This window comes from Methylomonas albis (assembly GCF_014850955.1).
Taxonomy (GTDB): domain Bacteria; phylum Pseudomonadota; class Gammaproteobacteria; order Methylococcales; family Methylomonadaceae; genus Methylomonas; species Methylomonas albis.
Genome location: NZ_JACXSS010000001.1, coordinates 2,174,907 through 2,197,155, shown reverse-complemented (window position 1 = coordinate 2,197,155; position 22,249 = coordinate 2,174,907). Strand labels below are relative to the sequence as shown.

Below are 22,249 nucleotides of genomic sequence, written 5' to 3'. Positions count from 1 at the left end.
TTAACAAACCACCACCCACTAAGAAAGGAAAATCACCATGTCAGACATCCATCAAGCCCATACCGCGTTAGGCGACGTCGCTGCGCGCACCTTATCCAACGCCACCAAAACCGTGCCCATGATGGGTACTATCACCCCGCGCTGGCTGGTGCATTTGATGCACTGGGTCCCGGTCGAAGCGGGTATTTACCGGGTCAACAAAGTTAAAAGCGAAACCAGCATCGCGGTCGACTGTTCTAGTCTGGATGAGAAAGTATTGCCGCAAACCTATGTGGATTACGAAGAATGGGGCCGTGAATATCGCCTGAACGCGGTCAACACCGTATTGGACGTTCACACCCGCGTCGCTGATTTGTACAGCAGCCCATACAACCAAATCCACGAGCAGCTGCGATTGACCATCGAAACCGTAAAAGAACGCCAAGAAAGCGAGCTGATCAACAACACCGAATACGGCTTGTTAAACAACGTCGCGCCATCGCAAAAAGTGCAAACCCGCAAAGGCTCGCCAACCCCGGACGACCTGGACGAGTTGATTGCCCGAGTCTGGAAAGAGCCTGCTTTCTTCCTGGCCCACCCTCGCGCCATCGCCGCGTTCGGCCGCGAGGCCACTCGCCGTGGTACACCGCCGCCAACCATTTCCATGTTCGGTTCCCAATTTTTAACCTGGCGCGGCCTGCCCTTGATTCCGACCGACAAACTGAAAATAACCAACGGCAAAACCAACATTCTGCTGTTGCGCACCGGCGAAAGCCGGCAAGGCGTGGTCGGTTTGTATCAACCCAATCTGACCGACGAACTGAGCATGGGCCTGTCCGTGCGTTTCATGGGCATCAACCACAAGGCTATCGCGTCCTACCTAGTATCCCTGTATTGCTCGCTGGCCGTGTTGACCGAAGATGCCATCGGCGTATTGGAGAATGTCGAAATAGGCAACTACTATGACTACCAATAACAGTGACCTGGCTGGCTTGGCGCAGCAAGCGCTGAGCGGCGGCACGGTGCCCGACGGCTTGCCGGACACCGCCGAACTGACGCGCCTGGCCAATCAGTTTTTTCGGGAAGTGCCTAATGCTGGCGAAGCCATCGATACCGAGCCGGTCTCGGCGGCAACTGCCGTACCTTTTAACAACGTCAGTTCCGGTTTCGACTCCCGGCCTGGTATCGACGACTCGGCTATTTCGGCCTTGGTGCAGCGCAGTTTTGCGTTGCCCGGCACAGCGGATTTGCAAACCGCCCTTGCCACACCGTTTGGTAAGAGTCAGCCCACCACGCCCAGCGCTTCATCGTTTTATTTTTTAAACGACGTATCGGAATTGGCTCGCGCGGCGCAAATACCCGGTTTAGGCTCTGCGCATCCGCCATTTGATGTGCATGCTGTGCGGCGAGACTTTCCAATTTTGCAAGAGCGCGTGAATGGTTACCCGCTGGCCTGGCTGGATAACGCAGCGACCACGCAAAAGCCGCAGGTGGTGATTGATCGGATTTCCGAGTTTTATCAGCACGAAAATTCCAACATTCACCGCGCCGCGCATGAATTGGCGGCACGTGCGACCGATGCCTATGAAGGCGCGCGGCAAATCGTCGCGCGTTTTATCAATGCCTCGTCCGCCGATGAAGTGGTCTTCGTGCGTGGCGCTACTGAAGCCATCAATCTGGTAGCCAAAAGTTGGGGTAAGCAAAACATTGGCGCGGGCGACGAGATCGTCATCAGCTGGCTGGAACATCACGCCAACATCGTGCCCTGGCAGCAACTGTGCGCGGAAACCGGTGCGGTACTCAGAGTGATTCCTGTCGATGATAACGGCCAAGTGATTTTGTCCGAGTATCAAAAACTGCTGAGTGCCAAAACCAAATTGGTGTCGTTTACGCAGGTCTCGAATGCCTTGGGTACTGTCACACCGGCGCAGGAAATGATCGAACTGGCTCATAGGGCAGGCGCTAAGGTACTTTTAGACGGCGCGCAATCGGTGTCGCATTTGAAGGTTGATGTACAGACCTTGGATTGCGATTGGCTGGCGTTTTCCGGTCACAAAATCTTCGGCCCGACCGGTATCGGCGTGCTGTACGGTAAAGCGGAAGTTCTGGAGGCTACCCAGCCTTGGCAAGGCGGCGGGAATATGATCGAAGACGTCACCTTCGAGAAAACCGTCTACCAACCGGCACCCGCCAAATTCGAAGCCGGCACCGGCAATATTGCCGACGCGGTGGGCTTGGGAGCGGCGCTGGAATATCTGAATAAGATCGGCATCGAAAATGTGGCCCGCTACGAGCATGAACTGCTGGTTTACACCATGCATGCCTTGCAAGCCATCCCTGGTGTGCGTTTGATCGGCACCGCGCCGGAAAAGACCAGTGTGGTCTCGTTTGTAATGGATGGTCATAGCACTCAAGACATTGGCAAAACCTTGAATGAGGTCGGTATCGCCGTAAGGTCCGGCCACCATTGCGCACAACCAATACTGCGCCGCTTCGGTCTGGAAACGACCGTTCGGCCTTCTTTGGCGTTTTATAACACCTATGAGGAAATCGATAGGTTATCGGCAACCCTGAAGCGCCTGCAGTGCACCACACGGCGATTTTTGGGTTAACATTTTGAGGTCAAGGCTTTAAGCCTTGACCTCAAATACTCTTGCTTGAAATACAATAGATTTCTTACCCTAACGATATGGCTTATTCGCCCATGACCGAGAAGCCATTATTACAGTCCATTTCATTTTTGATAGCCCTCTCTTTCAGATAAGCTGAAGAACTACCTGCTTACCGGATAGCTCGGCCAGCGGATGTTTATCCGACGCCGCTATTACCAAATCTTATGCCTTAATTTACTTGTTCCGCCTGCAGCTCAAAAGCCTTGTCTTGATTCGAGCTGGTTTTTAAAGGCGTCCCAAGCGACAATAGCATCAGATAAAGTCCCGACGGAAGCGGCTAATTTATGCCCGCGGACAGCTGTCCATCCAGGATTAACCCGGATTAATGCCCCAATCGTTGCAACCTGTTGATACAAAACTCGCGCTAAATCCGACAGTCTACAATCGTTCGCTATGCAGGCATGTAAGGGCGTTTTAAATACGATTGTTTGACGAATCGACAAGTTAAACTCGATTTAGAACTCAAGACAAATTTGCTCATAAATGAACATCGATAAATCTCAAGACAGCAAGAACGGCAACACCATGCAACACACACCGATGATGCAGCAGAGCGTGCTCATTGTTTTTAAAGGGATTTTTATATATGCAAATTCATACTTATACTAAATCCTATACCAAGCAACAACTGCCGAAGGCGGGCTTAATTACTTGAAAATCGTGTTTGAGTTAACCTTGTGAACCGGCGTGATCAGCTCGGCTTGTCTTCATAAAGATACTCCGTCAAACATTCCAATTAATCTAAGCGCTAATTTTTGGCTTGACATCCTAACGTGATGCCAAGCGAACATTTGTTGTTACACCTGCCAAAGTTGACAAATCAAGGTAAAAGAGCCAAAACAAGCGTTTTTCCAACATATAGAATTTTCGGCATCATCGTAAACTCGCCTCAACACCATTACGGCGAGCTTGCGATGTTCATTATTCCTTCAAAAAATCTTAAGCTTAAGTTTCCTATTGTTAAGCACCTTCGGCTTGGCATTCTTGGTGGCCTTTGCATCATCAGCCAAACCATGGAATCCATGGCTGCTGAATCCATTCAAACCCATAGCAACAGCCATCCGTCTCCGCCATCAAAAACCAAATTACGGAACACGCTTTGGGGGCAAGTTGCTGGGAGACATGGTATTGACCCCTACATTCTGTATGCCGTTGCGCTCACGGAGTCGCGAAAAAACGATGGACAGAATCGTGTCATACCTTCGCCCTGGGCCATCAATAACGCTGGCAACGCCTTTATTCCTCGCAGCCAGAAGGAAGCCAAAGCGTTGCTTTATCAATTGATGGATCAAGGTAAACGCAATATCGATATTGGCATTATGCAAGTAAATCTACGGTGGCATGGCCACCGTGTTGCGAAACCTGAGCAACTCTTGATACCGAGCACTAATCTCGAAATTGGCGCAAGCGTACTCTCCGAGGCCATCCAATCGGCGCCTGGCAATCTCGCGCATGGCATCGGCCGATATTACAGTTGGAAAAACGAGCCCGCCGCCATCCAGTATGGGCAGAAAGTGATTGCCTTGGCCGATCAGATCCGAGCGATTCTTTAGTCCATCGAGGATTTCTGAATGGATGAAAATCTTTACAAACTCAATCTCGACTACCTCATCGTCGCTCAATCCTTAATTTTTTCCGAGAGCGAACAAAAAGCCATGTTCTGCTTAGGTCTAACGACCGAAGCGGTTTCATTACTCCGAAAGATGCCGCTCGAACAGTTGAAGAGTCTGGCTCGAAGCGATTGTCTCACCTTTGTTCCCCGTTTCAACTCGCACAAATGGAGCAAATTCCTAAACGCCCAAAAAACCGAAGTGCCGGATGTAATCGACTCACGAGCCATCGAACTCCTGATGCTTTTGTCCACCCATTCAGCAGAGTCATGAGCAACCATTGCGCTTTTGCTGCTCGACTCAAAGATCAGTATTGGGCCTATCAATTACTGAAACGAAAGTTGCGTACCAAATTGGCCAGCCGGGTCATCAAAACGCTGCGCCCTAAAGAATTGTGTAATCTTTACTTTTCGCTGCACCACGAAAGCCCAGTGGCGGGGCTCGTCCCCAGCATTATGACAATACCGCAGTCACGCGAGTCGTTTCTTTACATGGCCCTATTTGCTTCAATCTATCGAAGCGCTTGCTCAGGCGCTATCAGGGCAGAAATTGACCTGAATGCCATGGTGTTTGCCTGGGACACATTTTGTGCATTTTATCCAAACCATATTCAAGAACGCCGACCGTTTGGCCGCATACGGCCAGCTAATTTCGATGAAGCCTGGATTATCGTCGAAGCCTTGAGAGACGGACTCACTGAATTACCTTACTGTACGACCTGCCATATACCCTATTTGGTTATTCATGGCTGTAAATACCAACAGGTCTGCCAAATGTGCATGCTAAACCAAATCCCTAAATCCAGAGAGCGATCAACGAGTAACTGATCCTAGGAGCAGTCAAACTTAGTTACTTAGTCCCATAGCGGTCGATGCGTTGTCAAGGCAGGTCGATCCCACTTCACATTGTTGCATCAATTTTCATTCAGAGGCTTATAATCCACCCATCCTATCTTCCTATGTAATCAGGCTATGAAAACCGTGAATGTCAGTGGTCTAAAGAACAATCCCAGCGAAGCCTTGCGCATGGCCCACGAGGATATGGTTCTGGTCATGAATCGAAACGAACCTGACGCGGTGATGGTTGGCCTCAAAGCCGCCAAAATCATCGGTATGCCAGGTGTGCGTAAAGCCCTGGCTACGGCCTTATTCAAAGACGGCAATCTGTCCCTTGCTCGCTCCGCTAAACTCGCCGATATGCCGTTGGCAAACTTTATTGCGCACGTCTCGCGCTTGGGTATTTCCGTCATCGATCAAACGGCTGATGAAGTTGAGGATGATTTGGACACTCTGGACCAGTGGCTCAACCAAGTCTGACCGCTGATGACCCAAAAAGTGATTGTCGATGCGAGTCCATTGATCGGACTGGCGTTAGTAGACGGTTTAACCTGGCTACCCCAGTTATTTGGCCAGGTTTTCGTTCCCGAAACGGTTAAACAAGAAGTTTTACCAGGCAAATTGGCGCCAGGTGAACAAGCATTGGCCCAAGCATTCGACTCAGGTTGGTTAACGGTATGGCCGGAAATTATCATATCCTGTTTGGACATTGATCTGGACGCTGGCGAAACGGATTGCATTAACATTGCGCTATCATCGCCCGAAAACTATTTGCTGATCATGGACGAACGTGCCGGACGGGCGGTGGCCAAAGAATATGAATTGCAAATTGTCGGCACTGCCGCCGTGATCGGATTAGCCAAAAAGCGAGGTTTGATTGCGTCGGCTCGGTCTGCTTTTGAAGTTTTGCACCGCTCGGATTTTCGAATTTCAGCGACTGTAATCAACAAGATTCTGGCGAGTGTCGGCGAGTAAACCGCTCGATATGCAGGTCATCTTTCTTTGCCTTGTTGAAATCGTTTTGATTTAACAAACCGACTTGGAACGTTAGTTCATTCGCAGTAGGATTGCCCAACCGCTTAAGCATGGAGAACGCTATGCCGACACAGTCATCACTCTCAAATCGATTCAAAAGGTCCAACCAATCGATTCAATCCCGATCAAATCATTCGGTGTTTAATGGCCATCATGCAACTGTCGACTGCCCTGATTGCCATCGAATCATGGTGCCGCGCGTCATTACCTATTACGGGCAACCAACAAAATCGATTTGTCCTTTTTGTGGTGCGACGTTTGCGCGGTTTCCGAGCGGCATCAAAAGGTTTTTAACCCGGGGAGTCGCTATTTTTGCCAAAAGATTTTTTCGAGCTTCCCAGCAGGAAAAAATCGGCAAAAATTACGCGACCACTTATGCCTGCGGCGCCCCGATTCGTCCGCGCCACCTCGTTCCGACCCAGCAAGGGGTCGAAACTTAGGCTCTCGCATGACTTGACGCCGTGTCGCGATGCCTTGCAGGTTTTCTCCGCTTCGCTGCGAATACCCGCCCGGCGCTACGGCTATCGGGGACTAAAAATCTTCACTTCGCTTGCGCTCCGTTTCCAAGATTTTCAGCGGAGGAGTGAAAATCAGAAATTATCATTGACCGTTTTAAGGATAACGACATTAATTACACTTGGCTGTATGGCGTTACTTTCTCTGAGTGATTGGCTAAAACTACCCGACCCAATAGGACTATACGTTTTTTATGCTACTGTAATTTTTGGTATAACTTGTTTGGCCGAGTTGCTTTATCAAAGCATTGAATTTACAGCAGTCAAACTCTCTCATGAAAGCAACTACTATTGGGCGTCATTAATTGCATTAATAGCTATAGCTGCCATACAAAACCCGAGTCTTCTTGGCTATGCTGGCGGATTTTTCATGGCTTTATTGCTTCGTGCGACAATCTCGAGGCTAATACAGGCCCTGTGATTCTTCCAATGATTGAGGCCGCTTAGTAATTAATTCTACCGAGAGCCCGATTATAGTTTCCAATCTGATTGACTAAATCTGCTCTGTTTTGACCAACTGCGCTAATCAGTAATTTGGCGATATTGTTTCCTTCCTGCTCGCCTTCCTCATCAATCAAACGCTGTTTTAGCCCATCAAGAGCACCTTGACTAGATCCCGCCACATCGAACCCAGCAAATGCCTCGAACATAGCGGCGCGATAATAGGCTTGCTGACATGGAGTGATACGTTCGGCAACTTCAGTCATTCGTTGGTCTACCCAAGCATCCGTCACTTGTTTAAAACCGGTATAGGAAAATGATGCGCGGATTTTATTGAATCCCAAATTCCAACATCTTTCGCTCTAGCTTGTTCATAATGCCGTTATATTTTTTTACATACTCGTTTCCAGCAACGCCTGCAGCCTCGATATTCTTAGCAGTATTGTAAATACTCCCGCCTAAGTAATCGTAAGTTACCTCAGCAACTGAAGGCGTTTCGTTGGCAGCTGCCGCAATCGATTGCCTAAAATGCTCGGCTTTGACATTCGCCAATTGCCCAAAGCCTTCTCTTGAATTTTGTTCACGCTCGGCCAAATCACGATCATGTTGTGCTTCGATACGGGCTTCGCCGCCGGCTATTTTCCCCGTCGCTGAACCAATCTGTGCCTGAGCACGCTGATTTAGCGATTCAGTTTCAGCCCGTGGGTCTTTAAGTTGAGCCTGTTCGACTGACGCCTGAACCTTGCCTGTTTCCGGTGCATTGGACTTCAAGAATTCGTTCCGGCTGGCATCCCAGCTTTGATCGGCTTGCGGTGCATCCCCCAGCGTCAGAATAGTTGTCGCCTCAAATTTTTAGACCCCTTTAAATTTGAGACAAAAAATGATCACCCCGAAGAAGCGGTATTCTGACGAGTTCAGAGAGCAAGCCCTGGCGAAAGTCTACAATCGTGGAACACGAACCATTCAAGACATTGCCGACGAATCTAACCTCAGCATACATACCTTAAAAACCTGGATGAGCAACGTGGCACCGACGGATACGGTCGGCACAAGACCGTCGAGGCGCTAGCTCATGACACGCAATCTGTTGTTCAGCCTGATGCTTTGGCTACTGGAAATGATCCTGGTAGCCAGCTTCGTTTCCGACCGCTGGACGCCTGAACTGCAGCGCGCCGAAGACCGGATGATGATCGGCTATTTTGGTATTGAAAAAGAATCTCAGATCAGTCATACCGCGCAGCGCTGGTTTGATCGCTTGTTCGTCAGCACCGGCATCCGAGAAAGCGTGTTCCGCTATTTCATCCCGACCGCGTGCGAACGCCAAATGTCCAAAGGCTTCGAGGATGTGAGACGGCACGATTTGTTTCCCTTCATCGAAAGCCGGCTCAACGTGCTGTGGGACACCATCTTTCAAATGATCAAGCGTCTAACCACCGCCTGCATTTGGTTGCCATACCTAACAGCCGCCTTGTTGCCGTTTGTCATCGACGGACTGGTACGGCGCAAGATCAGCCAAACCAATTTCGATTACCCAAGTCCCATGGCTCATCGCTACAGCCTTTACCTGATTCTGGGCGTGTTGTATCTGTTGCTGGTCAGTTTGACCTTGCCGTTCCCGATTCCGCCACAAGCCATCCCTATGAGCGTCCTTGCCGTTGCCTACGCCGTTAACGTTTTGTTGGCCAATACGCAAAAGCGGGTCTAACAGGTTATTGAAAAAGTACAGATTAAATTTAAAATTCAACAGCCTGCTAACCCCCACGTGCCACCAGCCATTGACTTCATTTTTTTAGGGCCGCCTCAGCTAATTGTCTTATTTCACGCCTTGGTGTCGATTTGCGAACCGACTCTTAACGACGTTGCGGCATTGTCCAGATTGTAAAGCGTGTGAAGCACGTCACCTAAATAGCGTCTGGCATCTTCCATGCCTTGTTCGCCGCTGTCGATCGCTTGGTTAATGAGCGCATAGCGCCTTTCGTATTCCTTGATGGCATCTATTGGCACGTCCGGGTTCAAGTCGTATTGGTCATTGTTGACCGTTAACACCAGGAATTCACCGGCGGCATTGTCGGAAATCTCACCATTGAAATTCAAATAACCGCCCAACTTAGCGAGCTCATGCGGCGAAATATGCCGCAAATCCGCGCTTGCCAATGCCTGTTTCAGCTCATACGGTATCAATGCCATTTGTTTTGCATTGAATTTCTGACCAATTGGTGTGCTATCGGTGGTCTTTAATCGATTTTGCTAAGGCATGGGATCGACGCTTTCCAAGAATCGATAGTTATGCTGGGATGAATTTGCGCCGATCTGCATATATACACTCCTTAATTTCGCGTGAACATTATCGGCAGGAGCGACGAATGATTGAGTCGAAAATCATTAGCTGGTCCGCTAGCTTGACGTGGATCGAACCGCTCATCCAAAGTCTCGCCGGCAAGATCGTTAATTTACGTTGATGCCGCTTACGCCAATAACCGTTTCATGTCGCTGAAAAAAGCCTTGTCGCGGGCATACTGATCCGCGGGTGTCGAGGCTTTGGTGTATTCCAGCCACGCCAGGAATTTATCGACGCCCTCGCGGTAGCTGTCGATTTGGTCGGTCGGTGCCAAGGACTTGCCGGTTTGATCGTTGACGTTAATGCCGTACAGCATGGTATGCATTCGAAGTTGATACGTCATCATTTCACCTTCGTCCATGTTTTGCGTTGCCGTCAGCCAAGCTTGTTTGACTTGCTCCGGCGCATCAAGGGGTGGGAAGGTGACACTTTTTCCGGCACCGACCTCTTGAATACCGTCATGATCGAAATCCACCTGGTAGCCGTCCGGCAGCAACAGATTGTAAGCGCCTTCCTTGCTCATCGTCGCCGGGTTAATCGGATCAGCCAAGCAATGCGCCCGTTGTACGATACCTTGTTCTTGCGGCGTCAGGCTCTGTAAAAACGCCACGGGATCTTTCATGCCGCCTTGGCTATAGGCTCGATTCAAAATGGCGGCATACGCCGTTTGATCGTTGGCACTGGTTCCTCGGACGGCGGCCATTTCGGTGTAGGTCAGCCCCATCACGTCCGACAAACTGGTCGTGGATGGGCTTTGCTTGGCATCCGTCGATGGGTTGCTTGGCGAAGCGGATTGGTAATGGGCATACGCAGTTTTAAAGTCAGAGAAAAAATTCGCGTCCGGAATTTGTATCAAGTGGCGTTGCTGAATCGCGGTTGGCGTGACGTTATTGACGTTTTGTATGCTCATGGCGAACTCCTTGCAAATAGCAGGCTTCAATGAATATAGATGGTTGGCGTTTGCATAGATTCGGACGGCTCAAGTCAACCGGTCGCTGCAGGCCACATCATCACGGCTCGGAAGCGGTCGGGTTGCCGGCCTTGTAAATCGTACAAACGATTGACGCTTTCGCCGGCGCTGACGCCCGCGGCTTTAGCCTCGTCATAAAGCCGAACGGCTGCTTGCCTATACTTGCTGGCCTGTTGCGTGAAATAGGCTTTGCTCTCCTCGGTAACCAACTCGCCGCTAGTGAAATGCAACGGATCGCTGGGCGAAGCACCCAAGCTAAGCAAGCCGCCTCCGCCTTGACCATCCGACAACTCGTCGTGCGCCAGGTCGTAGGCGAGTTTCGCAAAATCACTTGAATCGGGGTTGGCCAATGCGCTGCTGCGCAGAAAGTTTATTCCGGCAGTTTTTTCGGCGATGATCTGCCGGAACGTGGTATCTGCTCGAGTTGCGCTATCGGCTGTCAACGCTAGCCGGCCGGCTGTGCTGATCGTAACGGTGTCTTGCGTAGCCGTCTGGCTGGGCTGGCTATCCTGCGATTGCGCACCGCGCCGGGCGCTGAGCGTGGTGTAATTGGATGCGAAATTGGATACGGCAGGGATGGTCGAAGTCATGGTCATTTTCTGGCAAAGCGGCATGCTCTTAGGATAAGCAATGCTTATGCCATCTAACAATTACCCCAATTACCGCAGCGGCGAAGGAACTTCAGCATCAGACCATCGAAAAAACGGCAATAATTTGCCGGAAGAGGCAAAAACCTAACGTTGACCTGTTGCCGGGATGCTAGGCTCGCATGTCGATCGCTGTCGTTTCGGCAAGCAATTGCTTTAGCACGGTGGAGGCGGTATTTGGATCTCGCTGCATGTTGGCGATGCCGGACAAACGAGACATCTGCTCTATGAGATTGAGATTACCGTCGGCCGAATGCAGTAATGCCAGTTGATAGGCTTCCATGATTTGTTTACGCTCTGTTTTACTGAGATGCTGCCAAGGCTGATCAGTGGTATTTTTTTGGCCGCTGGCCCCGGTCTGCCATTTTGCGCCTTGGTAGGGATGATCAATACGGTACAAGGCCTGAGCCAGGCCTGGATCGGATGGCGTAAAGACTTGCTCGGTTCGGGCTGCCGCATTATCCGCCGATGGATTATCTTGTGAGGTCAATGCAGGAACGAATTTTACCAACGCGGCAAAGCTAACGGCATGTGTCAAACCGCTGATTTGCGGGTTCAGCAAATAGGCCAGAAAGCCTTTATCGATGTCGGTCGATTCGACCGAGGGATCGGTCAATATCCGCTTGACTTGCTCGGCGTCTTGGGAATTGTATTTGCCTACCCAAGGATTGCCTTCCGCATCATAAATACCCGATTGTCCGGCTATTTCCTCGGTGTTATTACCCGTGACCTGTAGGAAACGATAGTTTGCCAAATCAAAAGCCAAATTATCGACTTGTTCCAAATCCATGCCGCTGGATTGCGCATAGTCATAGGCGCGCTCCATCAGTTTTCTATCCGCCTGTGTGAGGAAACTGGCGGAATTGCCACTCAGATTATTCATAGTAAATGCCGTTGCCACCTCGGGACTGGCATTCGGATCGTTAGTATGGAACAACCTCGACAACAATAATGCGTGACCGCTAAAAGTCGCCTTGTCAGTGGTGCTTTTGGATATTACCGCACTATTGTTGCCTTGTATTTCATTCGCTTGCGAAGCCATTCGTTTCTGCGAAATGGCCGAAGGAGATAGCGTGGTGTTCGATGCATTGATACTGGTCATATTCATTTCTCCTATTTCGAGAAAAACTCTAGATCCATAGCTTAGCGGCATACGGTTATTTTTTTTAACACTTAAAAGAGGCGATAGCGAAAACTCATATAGCCCACAGCAAGTCAACGCTATGCGGGGGCCGGCAAAGGGATGTTTGTGCGAATAGTGTCATTTACGCCCCTTTTGCTGTTTGTTCAATATGATCAGCCAGCCTTACCGGTAAAATCCGCAGCAACCAGCCGAACATCCAGTTCGCCGTCCCGTCGTAAAACGACGCAGCCTGCCGGGATTGATCCGGATACCAGTGTAAGCGAACTCTCGCCACGCGGATTCCAGAGTCATACCGGGCTGGCGCAGTGAGCCGCTCGCAGCACCAAAATTTTCCCGAACGTTCGCAAGCTCACCACCTCTTGAAGTACCAATCCGCTGGCATCGAACAGCCGCCGCCATTCGGCCAGCGTCCTTTCCCGGCCGCGCGTGTTGACGAACATCTGCATGTCAAACGAGGCCGTGGCGATGTCGGCCCGGCTGTCAGGCATTACCATCTCCAACACGGCAATGGTAGCATCGCTATCTGTGACGGCTTGCGCGACGTTGCGCAGCACGGCGACGCAGGTGTCGTCGTCGAAGCCGTGCAGCACCGCGCTCAGCAGGTAAATGTCCTTGTCGCTGTGCGCCTTGGGCACCGCTTGCAGCAGGTCGCAGGCTTCGAAGCTCATGCGTTGCAGCGCGGCGCCCACGCCTTTTTCCTTCCAGAACTGCGCCGCGCCGCGAATAACCTGTTCGCGGTCGGCCACCAGCGCCGTCAGGTGCGGATGGCGTTTGAGAATAGCGAGCGATTTTGCCCCCTTGGAGCTGCCAACGTCGATGATGCGCTCGAAGCGCGACCAATCGAAATCGGTAACAAAGCTGCCCCCGGCCAAGGCTTCCACGCTATCCATCGCCTGCGCAAACAGCTGGTCGAATTCCGGATTAGCGTCCAAGTAATCGTAAAATGCCTCCCCGTGCGCCGATTCGAACGGCACGCCGCCGTTACGCACGCCCTGCTCCAGTGTCTCGAACCACGGCCGGCTCATTTCCGGCGAGTTGTGCATCAGCACCATCGCCCGCACGCTTTGGGAATGATCCGGGCGCAGGCAGGACGAAAGCGGGTTGTTTTTGAAGCGCCTGTCGGCCGCTTCCTCGAACACGCCTATCGCCGCCAGCATGCGCAGCAAACGGTAGAGTGCATCGGCGTCGGCGGCGACGCGTTCGGCCAGGGTTTCGGCGCTTAATTCGTCGTCGGCCAGCGTGCCGGCGATGTCCAGCCGCGCGGCGACATACAGCGCCCGCGATTGCCAATAGGCCGAACCGATCTGCATCAGGCGGAACGGCGGCGGCACGAATTTGTTGGGCAGATTTTGCAGCCAAGCGCCGAATCGAGCGAGTCCGGCGAAACGGCGCACCGCGCCAGCATTCTTTTGCAATGTCATGTCACGCTCCTAGCTGTGCGGCAGCCATGCCAGCTGCCAATAGTTTGCCGTTGAGCGCGGCAAGTTCGTCGAGGAAGGCTTCGTCCATCTGCCCGCCCATCTGTTCCTCGAAAATATCTTTCAGCAGCATCGGCATCATGGCAAGGCTGACGAAAGCCATGCGCGCCGCGTCGGGATTGATCGCCTTATCGACCTGCCCGCTTGCCTTCAGTTGTTCCAGCCGCCGTGCGCCACCGCTGCGGCCGCGTTCCAGTAATTGCAGGATGAAACGCCGGCCCGGCCCGTGGTTAAGGGCCAACACTTTGAGGATGAGTTTGGGGAATTCGGGATGCTTGCGCATGGTGTCGTAATACAGGCGCAGAAAGCCCGCTAGGCCCCCGGCCTCGGACAGCGTATCGCTGTCGAGCATGTCCAGGAGGGGCTTGAGCGTCTCGCGTATCATTTCTTCGTAGAGACCTTCCTTATTGCCGAAGTAATAGCGGATCATCGAGATGTTGACGCCCGCCTGGTCGGCGATGGCGCGGGTGGTGACCTTGTGGTATTCGTCGGCGAGGAAACAGTCCAGCGCCGCCTTGAGCAGACGCGCGTAAACCGGGTCGCGAATATCGTTCATCGTAAAAACTCCTGCAAGCCATGAAGGCGGCAGGTTAGCACCGGCGCCGCAGTTGCCCTAGCAAATTTGCCAATCAAGATGCGGGGTTTGATTGAAGCGCAATTGAAGGAAGTCGATATGCCTGTCGCCGCCACGCGTCATGCTTTCTGCGTTTATTTCTACGGGACGGCCACGTTCGCAGTCAGCGCAGCAAGCGCACTCCGAGTAGCATACAGCCCACGGCAAAGGTAAAAATCCCGGCGACAGACACAAATACCGAAATCATCGGCCCCAGCGCATAAACCACGGCGCCAACGAAGATCAATGCCGCTGCCGACTTGGGATAGATCGCCGAACGGTAGATAGCCAGGCAAAACAGCACGATGCCGATCAATATGGTCACGGAAGCCGAAACTCTAAACGCCAACACCGCCGGATCGTTTTTGATGACGGCGTCGCGCAGCAGAAAGGCCGTTTCTGGATAGCGGGCGATGACGGGATAAAGAAACAGCTCCCAAGTCACCTTGCAGACTTGCAGCAAATAAGCCGCCTCGACGAACAAAAAACCGACGGCGCCCTGCACGCCGGCCGTGTCACGCATCTTGGCATAAACCGCATAGAATCCGACCTGCAAGGCTAACACGCCAGCGAAGGCGACCAGCGCTAAAGGCACCCAGCCTGGACTGCGCACCATCTCGGCATAGTCGATGCCTCCTGTTCCTAACGGCAATAATATTGGGAACAAGACCGCATAGGCGCTGAGCAATAGCGATCCCACGATGATGGCGATGCCGCCGAGTTTTTCGAAAATATGCATAGTGTTAGAAGCCTGTATCAGCTGAAATCAGTTCAATTCGGTTACCGAATGGATCGGACGTGAAACAGCGAGTAACGTCACGAATCGAAGTATCCTTCCGCACCTCGCAGCCCGCGTCTGCGAGCTTTTTCAAGAGTTTTTCGTAACCCTCGATCAACAATGCCGGATGCGATTTCTTAGCGGGATTGAAATTCCTATCGATCCCAAGGTGGATCTGCAAGCTTCCACATTGAAACCACACGCCTCCACGCAAAGCAATTTGGGCAGGTTTGGGAATCTCACTCAATTCAAGAAGCCCTCCGTAGAACGCACGAGCTATTGATTCTGCTTCTGGAGGTATAGCTAGCTGCACGTGGTCGATACCAACTACTCTCATAATGCTAAACCTTTCTCCGTGTTCCTTCGAATAAAGAAATAAATAATTTTCCGTTATCTACCACGAGTTCTACATCACCAACGAGTAATGTTCTACCATTGGAAACGGCTCATAGAAGTGATGCAGTAAGGCACGCCATTCGTCGTATTGGACGGAACCTCGAAAGCCTTCGGTATGATCCTCCAGCGAATCCCAATTGACCAACAATACATATCGGTTGGGATGTTCGATGCAGCGCTGTAATTGATGCGAAACATAGCCTTTCATTGAGGCGATAATGCCTGACGCCTGACGAAAGCTGGCCTCAAACTCCAACTCCCGTCCGGCGATGACGTTGAGTATTGCAATTTCCAAAATCATTTTTTCTCTACTTGCCAGCGTCATTAAAACGTTTGCCGAGCATACAGCTCATCGAACGACGTCATGATATGCTCGCGGAAAGCTTTACGTTCGCACAGAGTAGAGTACCATCTGCGAACATTCGGAATTTCCGGCGTCGGAATCCCCATTTCAAAATATCGATAAAGCGAGGTGGCGACGGGAATATCGCCCATACTGAACGCATCGCCCGCCACGAAAGCCTGTTCGGCAAGATGCGTATCCAAGAGGGCAAAATGTTTTTGGCAGCGCAACGAGGCATGCTGAATTTTCTTCTGATCCCGCAGTGCTTCCGGGGTCCGGTAAAATCCCCAAAACAAATCCAGAAAATCGGGCTGCAGTGTTGCCAGCTCCCAGTCCATCCAGCGCTCCGCCAACGAGCGTTTTGCCGGCGCTTCGGCCCACAAATTACCGCGACTGTAATTGGCGCACAAATAGCGGACAATGCTGTTGGACTCCCAGACTGTCAGGTCACCATCGACCAATACCGGAATACGGCCATGCGGATTCATCGCCAGAAAATCGGGCTGATCGAGACCGCCCGCGCTGCCGCCGGCATCGATATGTTGATATGCCAAACCTAGCTCACCAATAGTCCATAACACCTTTTGCACATTGTACGCGCTGCGTCTTCCCCAAATTTTAATCATGCGCCGATGGCCCTTTAATGTGTTGAATAGCCTGGTCAATGAATGCTTGCCAGACGGGATTCGGCGTCCAGATTTCGCTCATCGGATAAGATGCAGCCCCCTCCTCTTCCGCCAGGCACAACCGGCGATAGAGATAAATAAAAGCGGACGCCCGTTTATTTTTTGCGCAATGCACCCAGACCTTATGTCGTTTAAATGCCTTGAGGACAGCAAAGAATTGTTCCAGCTGGCTAAGCCTGGGGTGTTCCCACGCCACGGGAATTTGAATATAAGTGATGCCTTGGTTCGCAACCAATTCGGCTTCGCCTGGCAATGCGTTGCTGGCCGTTGGCGGCGCCAAGTTGATCACTGCCTCTATGCCAATCGCCGGCAGTGTGGCTATGTCGCTCTCTGACAGCTGTGCGGAACACCAAAGCCAGTCGAATACATGATAAACGTTTTCAGCTTCAATGGGGTTATTCAATAGCGAAAGTCGCCTGTATACGTAACACGTTGAAGTAATTCGCTGAGGTTTGGATCGGCGTTGAGGATTTGTTACACGTCAACTTTAAAACCCAGATCAACATCGCAACCCGCTAGCCCGCCTCGAATACCCCAATTCTCTGTGGGGATTTCTCTCAGCAAAATCTTCACATGATCAGGAGGTATGCCAAATGGCTCGAGATTGGTCACTATGGCTTTGTACAGATTTCGCTTGGCATCAAGCGAGCGGCCTGCAAAGGCGTCTATGCTGATATGGGTATAAAAATCCGCTTGCTCTCTCGCAGGCGGATAGGCGAAGCGATGCGGTTCATGCACAATAAGTCGAACATTCTTATCACCCGGGACAATTTTGAACGCTTCGCGTAAAGCCATGTGCACGGCTTCCATCAGGGCAATTCCTTGCGCTGGCGTATATTGGCGACGGACTTCAATCAGCACACTTGGCATTTCTACTCCTTGGCTTTTCAGCGATTTGGCAACCGACGTCTTGTCTGGTTGCAATGATTGATCAAAAGGGTAACGATACCCTTCCAAAAAACGAGACGAAAGACCATTATCAAATCGTCGACGATGAATCCGATTTGGCGGAAGGCCGCTTGATAAGAATCCGAATCCAAATCCAAGTCTCCAAGCTTGCACCAATCGCAAATCCAATGTTGCCGACGCCAGAATAGCCGCCCAGATAACACGCCACGGCTAACACTAAAATTGTTGTGGTGATGATGTGTTTCATATCCTAGTTCTCCTCCGTATTACGCTTAACGAACAACAATAACCTTTTAGCCGACTTACGACGGCCTTGCTTTCAGCATTTTCAAACGCCATGGCGATAAGACTTAATTATCTCTGCCTATCAGCAGGATGATTTATACCATCACCGGTTCGCACTTCCCCCAGTTCAAAGGGATTAACACCTTCCAGGCAGGCGACGTTGTAACCGTACAAGCTAGGCGCGGATCGGCGTTGGTGGTGGGTATAAATTCCGCAAATCGAGCAAAAATAATGCTTGGCGCTCATGGTGTTGAATTGGTAAAGCTTCAAGAACTCTTGACCTTTAACGACCTTTAATCCCGAAAGCGGCACCGACGCCATAATTGCGCCTTTGCGCCGACATAACGAACAATCGCAACGGCGCGGATCGACGATGCCGTCGGGAAGATCGAGTTCGAGTTCCACCGCACCGCAATGGCAGGTGGCGCTGTGTTTGGCGTTGATGATGGTGTTGCCTACTTTTTTGATCATGTCGTCTTGCCTGTTGGTTTTTTGGGATGGTTCTAATGCCTTCGGCTGGGCCGATTCGCGTCTTTCAAGAACTTGCTAAATTCGTGCAGCCGAAGTTATTGACCAACGACGCGAAAGTCGTTCAGCCAAGTTCCGGCGTTTCGGGCCATCTGGTCATGCTCTTCGTCGCGCCATGTCTCGTTGAGTGCCGAGGCATACCAGTCACGCATGGCCGGCAAGGATAGCAAATGGTCGACATACGAGCGCGCAGGCGGATCCATTTCCAAGCCGTAGGTTTGGACGCGAAACGCGACGGGCGCGAAGAAAGCGTCCACGGCGGTAAACACCGGCCCGGCCAGGTAGGGTCCTCCAAAGCGAGTTAGGCCCTCTTGCCATAATTCATTCAGCCGCGTCAGATCCTTTGCCAAGGCCTGCGAAGGCGATGCCAAGCGAATCCGTAATCCGCAATTCATGGTGCAACACTCCCGCAACGCCTGAAACCCGGAGTGCATTTCTGCAACCGCGCAACGTGCCCAGGTACGAGCCATTGCATCGGCCGGCCAAACCGCCGGGCTTCGCTCCGCCAAGTATTCTGTAATGGCCAACGAATCCCAAACGACGGTTTCGCCGTCGATCAGACAGGGCACTTTTCCGGTTGGCGAAAAATGGCGGAAGGCGTTGGCTTGATTCGTTCCGGCAAACGGGACGAGCTTTTCGATAAACGGAATGCCGAGTTCGCGCATCAGTATCCAGGGCCGTAGCGACCATGACGAGTAATTTTTATTGGCGATGTAGAGTTCGAACATGAGCGATAGCTCTCCTTGGTTTGTTAACCATCTATTTTGCCGGTCGGTATAAGCCCGGCGGAAGAATGGTGTTGGCGGTTGCTACCCGATGTCAAATTGAACGCTTTCACGAATTCGCGCACCACGCCGACAAATTCATCGGCTCGATCCTGCATGATGAAATGGCCGCTGTTGCTGACGATGATATGCCGCGAATGGCTGGACAGTCGGGCCAAGTCATCTTGTTCGGCCTGTTGAATTTCGGCAAGCGCCTTTTCCGTTTCGACATCTTTGCCCGATCTCACCGCTTCGCGCGCGACTATAGCCAAATTCACCAGGTTGCCGGCGGTTAGAACCAATAACGGGAGATTGCTTAAACTGCCTGGCGGCGGAGTCGCTGGATCGAGCCCTTGGCGCATCACGGCAATTTCATTGACCACCGCATGAGCGGTATCGGTGCGGTTTTGTATTGCGGTTTTCGCGGCCAGGATTTCAGCCGGTAGCGGAGATGGCCTGCGGTCAGCGTCTACGATGCCCAGCAGCCTGACGATACCAAGCCGCGACAACGGTTCCGCAATTGCAATTTGCAGGGCTTGTTTCCGATAATCCCAGACGGCGTAGGGATACTGATGCATGGGGCTTTGTTCATGCGTCGAATCCACGAGGACGATACCTTGCGTCTGCTCGGGAAACCGGTGATAGAAAGCACGCACGTAAATTCCGCCCCGCGAATGGCCGATCAGCACAAACGGTGGCGCAATGCCGCCGTTGTGCAATAAGGCCTTCAGGTTTTCAGCCACTTCTTCCGGCTGGATGGCGGCGTCGACGGGGTCGCTCCAGCCCAGGCCTGGGCGGTCGTAGGCGCAAACGCGCATAGTCTGGGCAAGCTTGGCGTGAACCGGATACCAGCTCAACACGTTTTCGCCTAGGCCCGCTTCGAGAATCAACGTTGGCGAACCGGAACCCAGGCAGTAAAGATGGAGATTCAAGCCGTTGACCGCAATCATCTGCCCTGGCGGTGGGAATGCGGCCAGGTCGGCTACGGTTGTTCCGGTTTGGTAAACGGCTCCCGCAAGTGCGGTGAGACTGACGATGGCCGAGCCGAAAAAACAGTAGCGTAAACACCGCCGAAAAGTTGGATGGTTCATGCCATGCGAACAATGCCCAAGCCGGTTGCTGGGTTTCAACTTGCGATCCTCCAGCCCACGGAATAAAGCCATGTTTGATATTGCTGATCCAAATCGGGCGGTGTCGGCATATTCTCGCGAGCGCTTTGCGCGGTTAAGTCGGCGGTTCGTTCCTCGAGGGTATTCAAGCCGACCGCAAGCCGTCTATCGTTGACGGATTCCGGATGCTCAATCGGATAAGGTTCGAGTTGCCCGTTTTGACTCGGTTGAAATTGGGTTCCGTAAATTTGCGGCTTTCCTTCGTACATGCGAATACGGTCTTCCAGAAACGCCGCTTGCCAAGGCATCACGTCGTTGCTGGCGGCGGCTTGCTTCAGCAAAGTCAGGCAATGCCGCATCAATGGCGGATTGCCGATGGCATGTTGCGCGATCAACCAAGCGGCCCACGCCCCCTCCTCGCCGACAAGATGGTTTCCGGGCCAACCATATTCTTCGATAATGTCCGCAAGACGAGCGGCATTACCGATATGTACGGCTTCCATGCGCGGATGGTAGAGAGCTCGGCCCAGCGAGCCATCGGCGACCAACGCCTCGCGTACCGACAGGTCGTTTTTTGCCATCGCCACCAGTTCCTGGCTTAAGGTTTCGTTTGAGTGATGCATCGGGGCTCTGTTTTAGCAATTAGTAAGAGGCACTTCAGCTGGTGCCGACCGGTCAACTATCCGTCTGTCAATCAGCGTCCAACATGAAGCAGCTTTAAGCGGACGGACGTTTGATCAACAGCCGAATCCAAAACCACGTCTCGAAGCCTGCACCAACGATGAAAGCGGCGTTACCGATACCGGAATAACCGGCCAGATAACACGCCACAGCCAACACTAAAATCGTTGCGGTGATGATGTGATGTTTCATAGAACTCTTCTCCTACCTAATAAGTGTAAGGAACAACATTAACCAGCATCCCGGCTAATTCTGTACCAGTCCGCATCAATGAATCGTTGAAGGGACCTTGCCAGCAACTGACCACGATAAAAATTTCCCGATTCAAACCAAATCCATCATATAAACCATTCCCGACTTAGTCGTTTAAAGGTTCAATGGCCGGTATCGGCAAATGATAGACATAAAACTGTTCGTCACGCGTCCAACCGGTTCTTCGATAAAGTGCCTGTGCCTCGGTGTTGATTACTGCCGTCGACAAGCTCAGGCGGACTGCCCCTAAGGCGGCTGCATATTCGACTGCCGCAGCCATGAGCCGACCGGCAATACCTTGTCTACGAAATCCGGCATCGACAAATAGATCGTTGAGAATGTAGGTTCGAGCCAGCGAGACGGACGAAAAGCTGGGGTAAAGCTGAACAAAGCCGGTGGCTCTATTGTCCTGCTCGGCCAGGAACAATACCGATTCGCCGTGTTCGAATCGATCCCGCAAAAACGATTTCGCCGCATGCGGATCGCTAGATTTACCGTAAAACCGGCGGTAAGCGTCGAATAACGGAACGAGTGCATCCAGGTCGGACAGCGTGGCTTGGCGAACGGAAAATGGCTTCATGACGGCCTCCATCAATAGTTGGCGTTAGTGTTTAGCAGCATCAGCCACCAAATCGGCCATAGCCTGCTGGCCCGATTCGCGCAACGCTTCGATCACGCAGCTGCGGTTTTCCGGCGGCTGGTTTTGGCTAACTTTCCACTTGCCTTGCAGCCGAGTTACGCTAATTTCGATACCGACAATCTGCGTGAGCAAGCGTTCGGTAAAATCAGCCGGCGCGTCCGCTACCGACCAAGGTTCTGGGAAACCGGCTTCGAACTCATCCGTCATGGCCTGCAATTGCCGGCGAATCCAGGCCGGGTCGTCGATAATCCGTAGCTTGCCGTAAGCATGCACGGCGGCGTAGTTCCAGGTGGGCACCACCTTGCCGGTTTGCGGTTTGCTCGCATACCAGGACGGCGAGATGTAAGCATTTTCGGCTTGAAACACCGCCAGTACTTCGGTTTGCGGATCAAAGTCCGTCCATAGCGGATTCGAGCGGGCGATGTGGCCCCGCAAGCCGCCGTAAGACGAACCGTCCTCCTCCACCCAATGCAGCGGAATGTGGTTGGCGTTCAGGCCGCTGGCGGACAAGGTAACCAAGGTCGTCAGCGGATAGTCGCGCATCAAGGCTTGCATAACCTCGATTCTGGGTTCGTCGAAATGTTTGGGGATATACATTGA

Annotated in this window: 34 protein-coding genes; 11 read left to right on the top strand and 23 right to left on the bottom strand. The window is 52.0% G+C overall.

Annotation, left to right across the window (positions count from 1 at the left end):
* Positions 1-37: 37 nt before the first annotated feature.
* The 9 genes from EBA_RS10110 (at position 38) to EBA_RS10070 (ending at position 7,068) form a co-directional block, all read left to right on the top strand.
* Positions 38-955: a family 2A encapsulin nanocompartment shell protein gene (locus tag EBA_RS10110; RefSeq protein ID WP_192374609.1), complete on the top strand. Its 918-nt coding sequence runs from the start codon at positions 38-40 to the stop codon at positions 953-955.
* Positions 942-2,591: a family 2A encapsulin nanocompartment cargo protein cysteine desulfurase gene (locus EBA_RS10105; RefSeq protein ID WP_192374608.1), complete on the top strand. Its 1,650-nt coding sequence runs from the start codon at positions 942-944 to the stop codon at positions 2,589-2,591. Before EBA_RS10110 ends, EBA_RS10105 begins: the two co-directional genes overlap by 14 nt.
* Positions 2,592-3,427: 836 nt before the next feature.
* Positions 3,428-4,204, top strand: a complete 777-nt coding sequence (locus tag EBA_RS10100; protein ID WP_225616093.1) for a transglycosylase SLT domain-containing protein — start codon at positions 3,428-3,430, stop codon at positions 4,202-4,204.
* A gap of 18 nt (positions 4,205-4,222) precedes the next feature.
* A complete protein-coding gene (locus EBA_RS10095; protein WP_192374607.1) occupies positions 4,223-4,534 on the top strand; it encodes a flagellar transcriptional regulator FlhD in 312 nt (103 codons plus the stop codon).
* Positions 4,531-5,088, top strand: a complete 558-nt coding sequence (locus tag EBA_RS10090) for a FlhC family transcriptional regulator (protein WP_192374606.1) — start codon at positions 4,531-4,533, stop codon at positions 5,086-5,088. The genes EBA_RS10095 and EBA_RS10090 overlap by 4 nt, the downstream gene beginning before the upstream one ends.
* A gap of 144 nt (positions 5,089-5,232) precedes the next feature.
* Positions 5,233-5,577: a UPF0175 family protein gene (locus EBA_RS10085; RefSeq protein ID WP_192374605.1), complete on the top strand. Its 345-nt coding sequence runs from the start codon at positions 5,233-5,235 to the stop codon at positions 5,575-5,577.
* A gap of 6 nt (positions 5,578-5,583) precedes the next feature.
* Complete coding sequence (locus tag EBA_RS10080) at positions 5,584-6,072, top strand: DUF3368 domain-containing protein (RefSeq protein WP_192374604.1); 489 nt, start codon at positions 5,584-5,586, stop codon at positions 6,070-6,072.
* A 122-nt stretch (positions 6,073-6,194) separates the two neighbouring features.
* On the top strand, positions 6,195-6,572 hold the full coding sequence (locus EBA_RS10075) for a hypothetical protein (RefSeq protein ID WP_192374603.1): 378 nt from the start codon (positions 6,195-6,197) through the stop codon (positions 6,570-6,572).
* 13 nt (positions 6,573-6,585) lie between these two features.
* A complete protein-coding gene (locus EBA_RS10070; protein ID WP_192374602.1) occupies positions 6,586-7,068 on the top strand; it encodes a hypothetical protein in 483 nt (160 codons plus the stop codon).
* Positions 7,069-7,090: 22 nt separating this feature from the next.
* On the opposite strand, the gene EBA_RS10065 is transcribed toward EBA_RS10070, so the two are convergent.
* Positions 7,091-7,432 (bottom strand): hypothetical protein, encoded by a 342-nt coding sequence (locus tag EBA_RS10065; RefSeq protein WP_192374601.1) that lies wholly within the window; start codon positions 7,430-7,432, stop codon positions 7,091-7,093.
* Positions 7,419-7,859 carry a hypothetical protein gene (locus EBA_RS10060; protein WP_192374600.1) on the bottom strand — a complete coding sequence of 147 codons (441 nt, stop codon included), beginning with the start codon at positions 7,857-7,859 and terminating at the stop codon, positions 7,419-7,421. The genes EBA_RS10065 and EBA_RS10060 overlap by 14 nt, the downstream gene beginning before the upstream one ends.
* Positions 7,860-7,968: 109 nt before the next feature.
* Between EBA_RS10060 and EBA_RS10055 the strand changes: the two genes are divergently transcribed.
* Both EBA_RS10055 and EBA_RS10050 read left to right on the top strand, forming a co-directional pair.
* Positions 7,969-8,157: a transposase gene (locus EBA_RS10055; protein ID WP_225616091.1), complete on the top strand. Its 189-nt coding sequence runs from the start codon at positions 7,969-7,971 to the stop codon at positions 8,155-8,157.
* A gap of 3 nt (positions 8,158-8,160) precedes the next feature.
* Positions 8,161-8,793 (top strand): DUF4400 domain-containing protein, encoded by a 633-nt coding sequence (locus EBA_RS10050; protein WP_192374599.1) that lies wholly within the window; start codon positions 8,161-8,163, stop codon positions 8,791-8,793.
* 113 nt (positions 8,794-8,906) lie between these two features.
* Here the strand turns inward: EBA_RS10050 and EBA_RS10045 are convergent, their stop codons facing one another.
* The 21 genes from EBA_RS10045 to EBA_RS09945 form a co-directional block, all read right to left on the bottom strand.
* Positions 8,907-9,275, bottom strand: a complete 369-nt coding sequence (locus EBA_RS10045; protein ID WP_192374598.1) for a hypothetical protein — start codon at positions 9,273-9,275, stop codon at positions 8,907-8,909.
* A gap of 278 nt (positions 9,276-9,553) precedes the next feature.
* Positions 9,554-10,336, bottom strand: a complete 783-nt coding sequence (locus EBA_RS10040) for a hypothetical protein (protein WP_192374597.1) — start codon at positions 10,334-10,336, stop codon at positions 9,554-9,556.
* 74 nt (positions 10,337-10,410) lie between these two features.
* On the bottom strand, positions 10,411-10,986 hold the full coding sequence (locus tag EBA_RS10035) for a hypothetical protein (protein WP_192374596.1): 576 nt from the start codon (positions 10,984-10,986) through the stop codon (positions 10,411-10,413).
* A gap of 169 nt (positions 10,987-11,155) precedes the next feature.
* Entirely contained in the window at positions 11,156-12,145 is a 990-nt protein-coding gene (locus EBA_RS10030) for a hypothetical protein (RefSeq protein ID WP_192374595.1), read from the bottom strand.
* A 163-nt stretch (positions 12,146-12,308) separates the two neighbouring features.
* A complete protein-coding gene (locus EBA_RS10025; protein WP_192374594.1) occupies positions 12,309-12,461 on the bottom strand; it encodes a hypothetical protein in 153 nt (50 codons plus the stop codon).
* A 13-nt stretch (positions 12,462-12,474) separates the two neighbouring features.
* A complete protein-coding gene (locus tag EBA_RS10020; protein ID WP_192374593.1) occupies positions 12,475-13,608 on the bottom strand; it encodes a methyltransferase in 1,134 nt (377 codons plus the stop codon).
* 1 nt (position 13,609) lies between these two features.
* Positions 13,610-14,221, bottom strand: coding sequence for a TetR/AcrR family transcriptional regulator (locus EBA_RS10015; protein WP_192374592.1), 612 nt, complete (start codon positions 14,219-14,221; stop codon positions 13,610-13,612).
* A 181-nt stretch (positions 14,222-14,402) separates the two neighbouring features.
* The gene (locus tag EBA_RS10010) at positions 14,403-15,017 is read right to left on the bottom strand and encodes a hypothetical protein (RefSeq protein ID WP_192374591.1); all 615 of its coding nucleotides are present in this window, start codon (positions 15,015-15,017) and stop codon (positions 14,403-14,405) included.
* A 4-nt stretch (positions 15,018-15,021) separates the two neighbouring features.
* The gene (locus EBA_RS10005) at positions 15,022-15,393 is read right to left on the bottom strand and encodes a VOC family protein (RefSeq protein ID WP_192374590.1); all 372 of its coding nucleotides are present in this window, start codon (positions 15,391-15,393) and stop codon (positions 15,022-15,024) included.
* A 69-nt stretch (positions 15,394-15,462) separates the two neighbouring features.
* Entirely contained in the window at positions 15,463-15,753 is a 291-nt protein-coding gene (locus EBA_RS10000) for an antibiotic biosynthesis monooxygenase family protein (RefSeq protein WP_192374589.1), read from the bottom strand.
* Positions 15,754-15,776: 23 nt separating this feature from the next.
* Positions 15,777-16,421 (bottom strand): glutathione S-transferase family protein, encoded by a 645-nt coding sequence (locus EBA_RS09995; protein ID WP_192374588.1) that lies wholly within the window; start codon positions 16,419-16,421, stop codon positions 15,777-15,779.
* The gene (locus EBA_RS09990) at positions 16,414-16,884 is read right to left on the bottom strand and encodes a protein tyrosine phosphatase family protein (protein ID WP_225616089.1); all 471 of its coding nucleotides are present in this window, start codon (positions 16,882-16,884) and stop codon (positions 16,414-16,416) included. Before EBA_RS09990 ends, EBA_RS09995 begins: the two co-directional genes overlap by 8 nt.
* A gap of 71 nt (positions 16,885-16,955) precedes the next feature.
* Positions 16,956-17,405, bottom strand: a complete 450-nt coding sequence (locus EBA_RS09985) for a tautomerase family protein (RefSeq protein WP_225616087.1) — start codon at positions 17,403-17,405, stop codon at positions 16,956-16,958.
* A gap of 55 nt (positions 17,406-17,460) precedes the next feature.
* A complete protein-coding gene (locus EBA_RS09980; protein ID WP_192374587.1) occupies positions 17,461-17,637 on the bottom strand; it encodes a hypothetical protein in 177 nt (58 codons plus the stop codon).
* 107 nt (positions 17,638-17,744) lie between these two features.
* Entirely contained in the window at positions 17,745-18,146 is a 402-nt protein-coding gene (locus EBA_RS09975) for a GFA family protein (RefSeq protein WP_192374586.1), read from the bottom strand.
* A gap of 95 nt (positions 18,147-18,241) precedes the next feature.
* A complete protein-coding gene (locus EBA_RS09970) occupies positions 18,242-18,931 on the bottom strand; it encodes a glutathione S-transferase family protein (RefSeq protein ID WP_192374585.1) in 690 nt (229 codons plus the stop codon).
* Positions 18,932-18,954: 23 nt separating this feature from the next.
* Entirely contained in the window at positions 18,955-20,130 is a 1,176-nt protein-coding gene (locus EBA_RS09965) for an alpha/beta fold hydrolase (RefSeq protein ID WP_225616085.1), read from the bottom strand.
* Entirely contained in the window at positions 20,094-20,699 is a 606-nt protein-coding gene (locus EBA_RS09960) for a DUF6624 domain-containing protein (RefSeq protein ID WP_192374584.1), read from the bottom strand. Before EBA_RS09960 ends, EBA_RS09965 begins: the two co-directional genes overlap by 37 nt.
* Before the next feature lie 94 nt (positions 20,700-20,793).
* Complete coding sequence (locus EBA_RS09955; protein WP_192374583.1) at positions 20,794-20,949, bottom strand: hypothetical protein; 156 nt, start codon at positions 20,947-20,949, stop codon at positions 20,794-20,796.
* Positions 20,950-21,115: 166 nt separating this feature from the next.
* Positions 21,116-21,589, bottom strand: coding sequence for a GNAT family N-acetyltransferase (locus tag EBA_RS09950; protein WP_192374582.1), 474 nt, complete (start codon positions 21,587-21,589; stop codon positions 21,116-21,118).
* A gap of 24 nt (positions 21,590-21,613) precedes the next feature.
* Positions 21,614-22,246 carry an FMN-binding negative transcriptional regulator gene (locus EBA_RS09945; protein WP_192374581.1) on the bottom strand — a complete coding sequence of 211 codons (633 nt, stop codon included), beginning with the start codon at positions 22,244-22,246 and terminating at the stop codon, positions 21,614-21,616.
* Positions 22,247-22,249: the final 3 nt, after the last annotated feature.

Bases quoted from the DNA above. Each gene is read 5' to 3' on its own strand.
- EBA_RS10110 (WP_192374609.1), top strand. From the start codon at position 38: ATGTCAGACATCCATCAAGCCCATACCGCGTTAGGCGACGTCGCTGCG.
- EBA_RS10105 (WP_192374608.1), top strand. From the start codon at position 942: ATGACTACCAATAACAGTGACCTGGCTGGCTTGGCGCAGCAAGCGCTG.
- EBA_RS10100 (WP_225616093.1), top strand. From the start codon at position 3,428: ATGCCAAGCGAACATTTGTTGTTACACCTGCCAAAGTTGACAAATCAA.
- EBA_RS10095 (WP_192374607.1), top strand. From the start codon at position 4,223: ATGGATGAAAATCTTTACAAACTCAATCTCGACTACCTCATCGTCGCT.
- EBA_RS10090 (WP_192374606.1), top strand. From the start codon at position 4,531: ATGAGCAACCATTGCGCTTTTGCTGCTCGACTCAAAGATCAGTATTGG.
- EBA_RS10085 (WP_192374605.1), top strand. From the start codon at position 5,233: ATGAAAACCGTGAATGTCAGTGGTCTAAAGAACAATCCCAGCGAAGCC.
- EBA_RS10080 (WP_192374604.1), top strand. From the start codon at position 5,584: ATGACCCAAAAAGTGATTGTCGATGCGAGTCCATTGATCGGACTGGCG.
- EBA_RS10075 (WP_192374603.1), top strand. From the start codon at position 6,195: ATGCCGACACAGTCATCACTCTCAAATCGATTCAAAAGGTCCAACCAA.
- EBA_RS10055 (WP_225616091.1), top strand. From the start codon at position 7,969: ATGATCACCCCGAAGAAGCGGTATTCTGACGAGTTCAGAGAGCAAGCC.
- EBA_RS10050 (WP_192374599.1), top strand. From the start codon at position 8,161: ATGACACGCAATCTGTTGTTCAGCCTGATGCTTTGGCTACTGGAAATG.
- EBA_RS10045 (WP_192374598.1), bottom strand. From the start codon at position 9,275: ATGGCATTGATACCGTATGAGCTGAAACAGGCATTGGCAAGCGCGGAT.
- EBA_RS10040 (WP_192374597.1), bottom strand. From the start codon at position 10,336: ATGAGCATACAAAACGTCAATAACGTCACGCCAACCGCGATTCAGCAA.
- EBA_RS10035 (WP_192374596.1), bottom strand. From the start codon at position 10,986: ATGACTTCGACCATCCCTGCCGTATCCAATTTCGCATCCAATTACACC.
- EBA_RS10030 (WP_192374595.1), bottom strand. From the start codon at position 12,145: ATGACCAGTATCAATGCATCGAACACCACGCTATCTCCTTCGGCCATT.
- EBA_RS10020 (WP_192374593.1), bottom strand. From the start codon at position 13,608: ATGACATTGCAAAAGAATGCTGGCGCGGTGCGCCGTTTCGCCGGACTC.
- EBA_RS10015 (WP_192374592.1), bottom strand. From the start codon at position 14,221: ATGAACGATATTCGCGACCCGGTTTACGCGCGTCTGCTCAAGGCGGCG.
- EBA_RS10010 (WP_192374591.1), bottom strand. From the start codon at position 15,017: ATGCATATTTTCGAAAAACTCGGCGGCATCGCCATCATCGTGGGATCG.
- EBA_RS10005 (WP_192374590.1), bottom strand. From the start codon at position 15,393: ATGAGAGTAGTTGGTATCGACCACGTGCAGCTAGCTATACCTCCAGAA.
- EBA_RS10000 (WP_192374589.1), bottom strand. From the start codon at position 15,753: ATGATTTTGGAAATTGCAATACTCAACGTCATCGCCGGACGGGAGTTG.
- EBA_RS09995 (WP_192374588.1), bottom strand. From the start codon at position 16,421: ATGATTAAAATTTGGGGAAGACGCAGCGCGTACAATGTGCAAAAGGTG.
- EBA_RS09980 (WP_192374587.1), bottom strand. From the start codon at position 17,637: ATGAAACACATCATCACCACAACAATTTTAGTGTTAGCCGTGGCGTGT.
- EBA_RS09975 (WP_192374586.1), bottom strand. From the start codon at position 18,146: ATGATCAAAAAAGTAGGCAACACCATCATCAACGCCAAACACAGCGCC.
- EBA_RS09970 (WP_192374585.1), bottom strand. From the start codon at position 18,931: ATGTTCGAACTCTACATCGCCAATAAAAATTACTCGTCATGGTCGCTA.
- EBA_RS09965 (WP_225616085.1), bottom strand. From the start codon at position 20,130: ATGGCTTTATTCCGTGGGCTGGAGGATCGCAAGTTGAAACCCAGCAAC.
- EBA_RS09960 (WP_192374584.1), bottom strand. From the start codon at position 20,699: ATGCATCACTCAAACGAAACCTTAAGCCAGGAACTGGTGGCGATGGCA.
- EBA_RS09955 (WP_192374583.1), bottom strand. From the start codon at position 20,949: ATGAAACATCACATCATCACCGCAACGATTTTAGTGTTGGCTGTGGCG.
- EBA_RS09950 (WP_192374582.1), bottom strand. From the start codon at position 21,589: ATGAAGCCATTTTCCGTTCGCCAAGCCACGCTGTCCGACCTGGATGCA.
- EBA_RS09945 (WP_192374581.1), bottom strand. From the start codon at position 22,246: ATGTATATCCCCAAACATTTCGACGAACCCAGAATCGAGGTTATGCAA.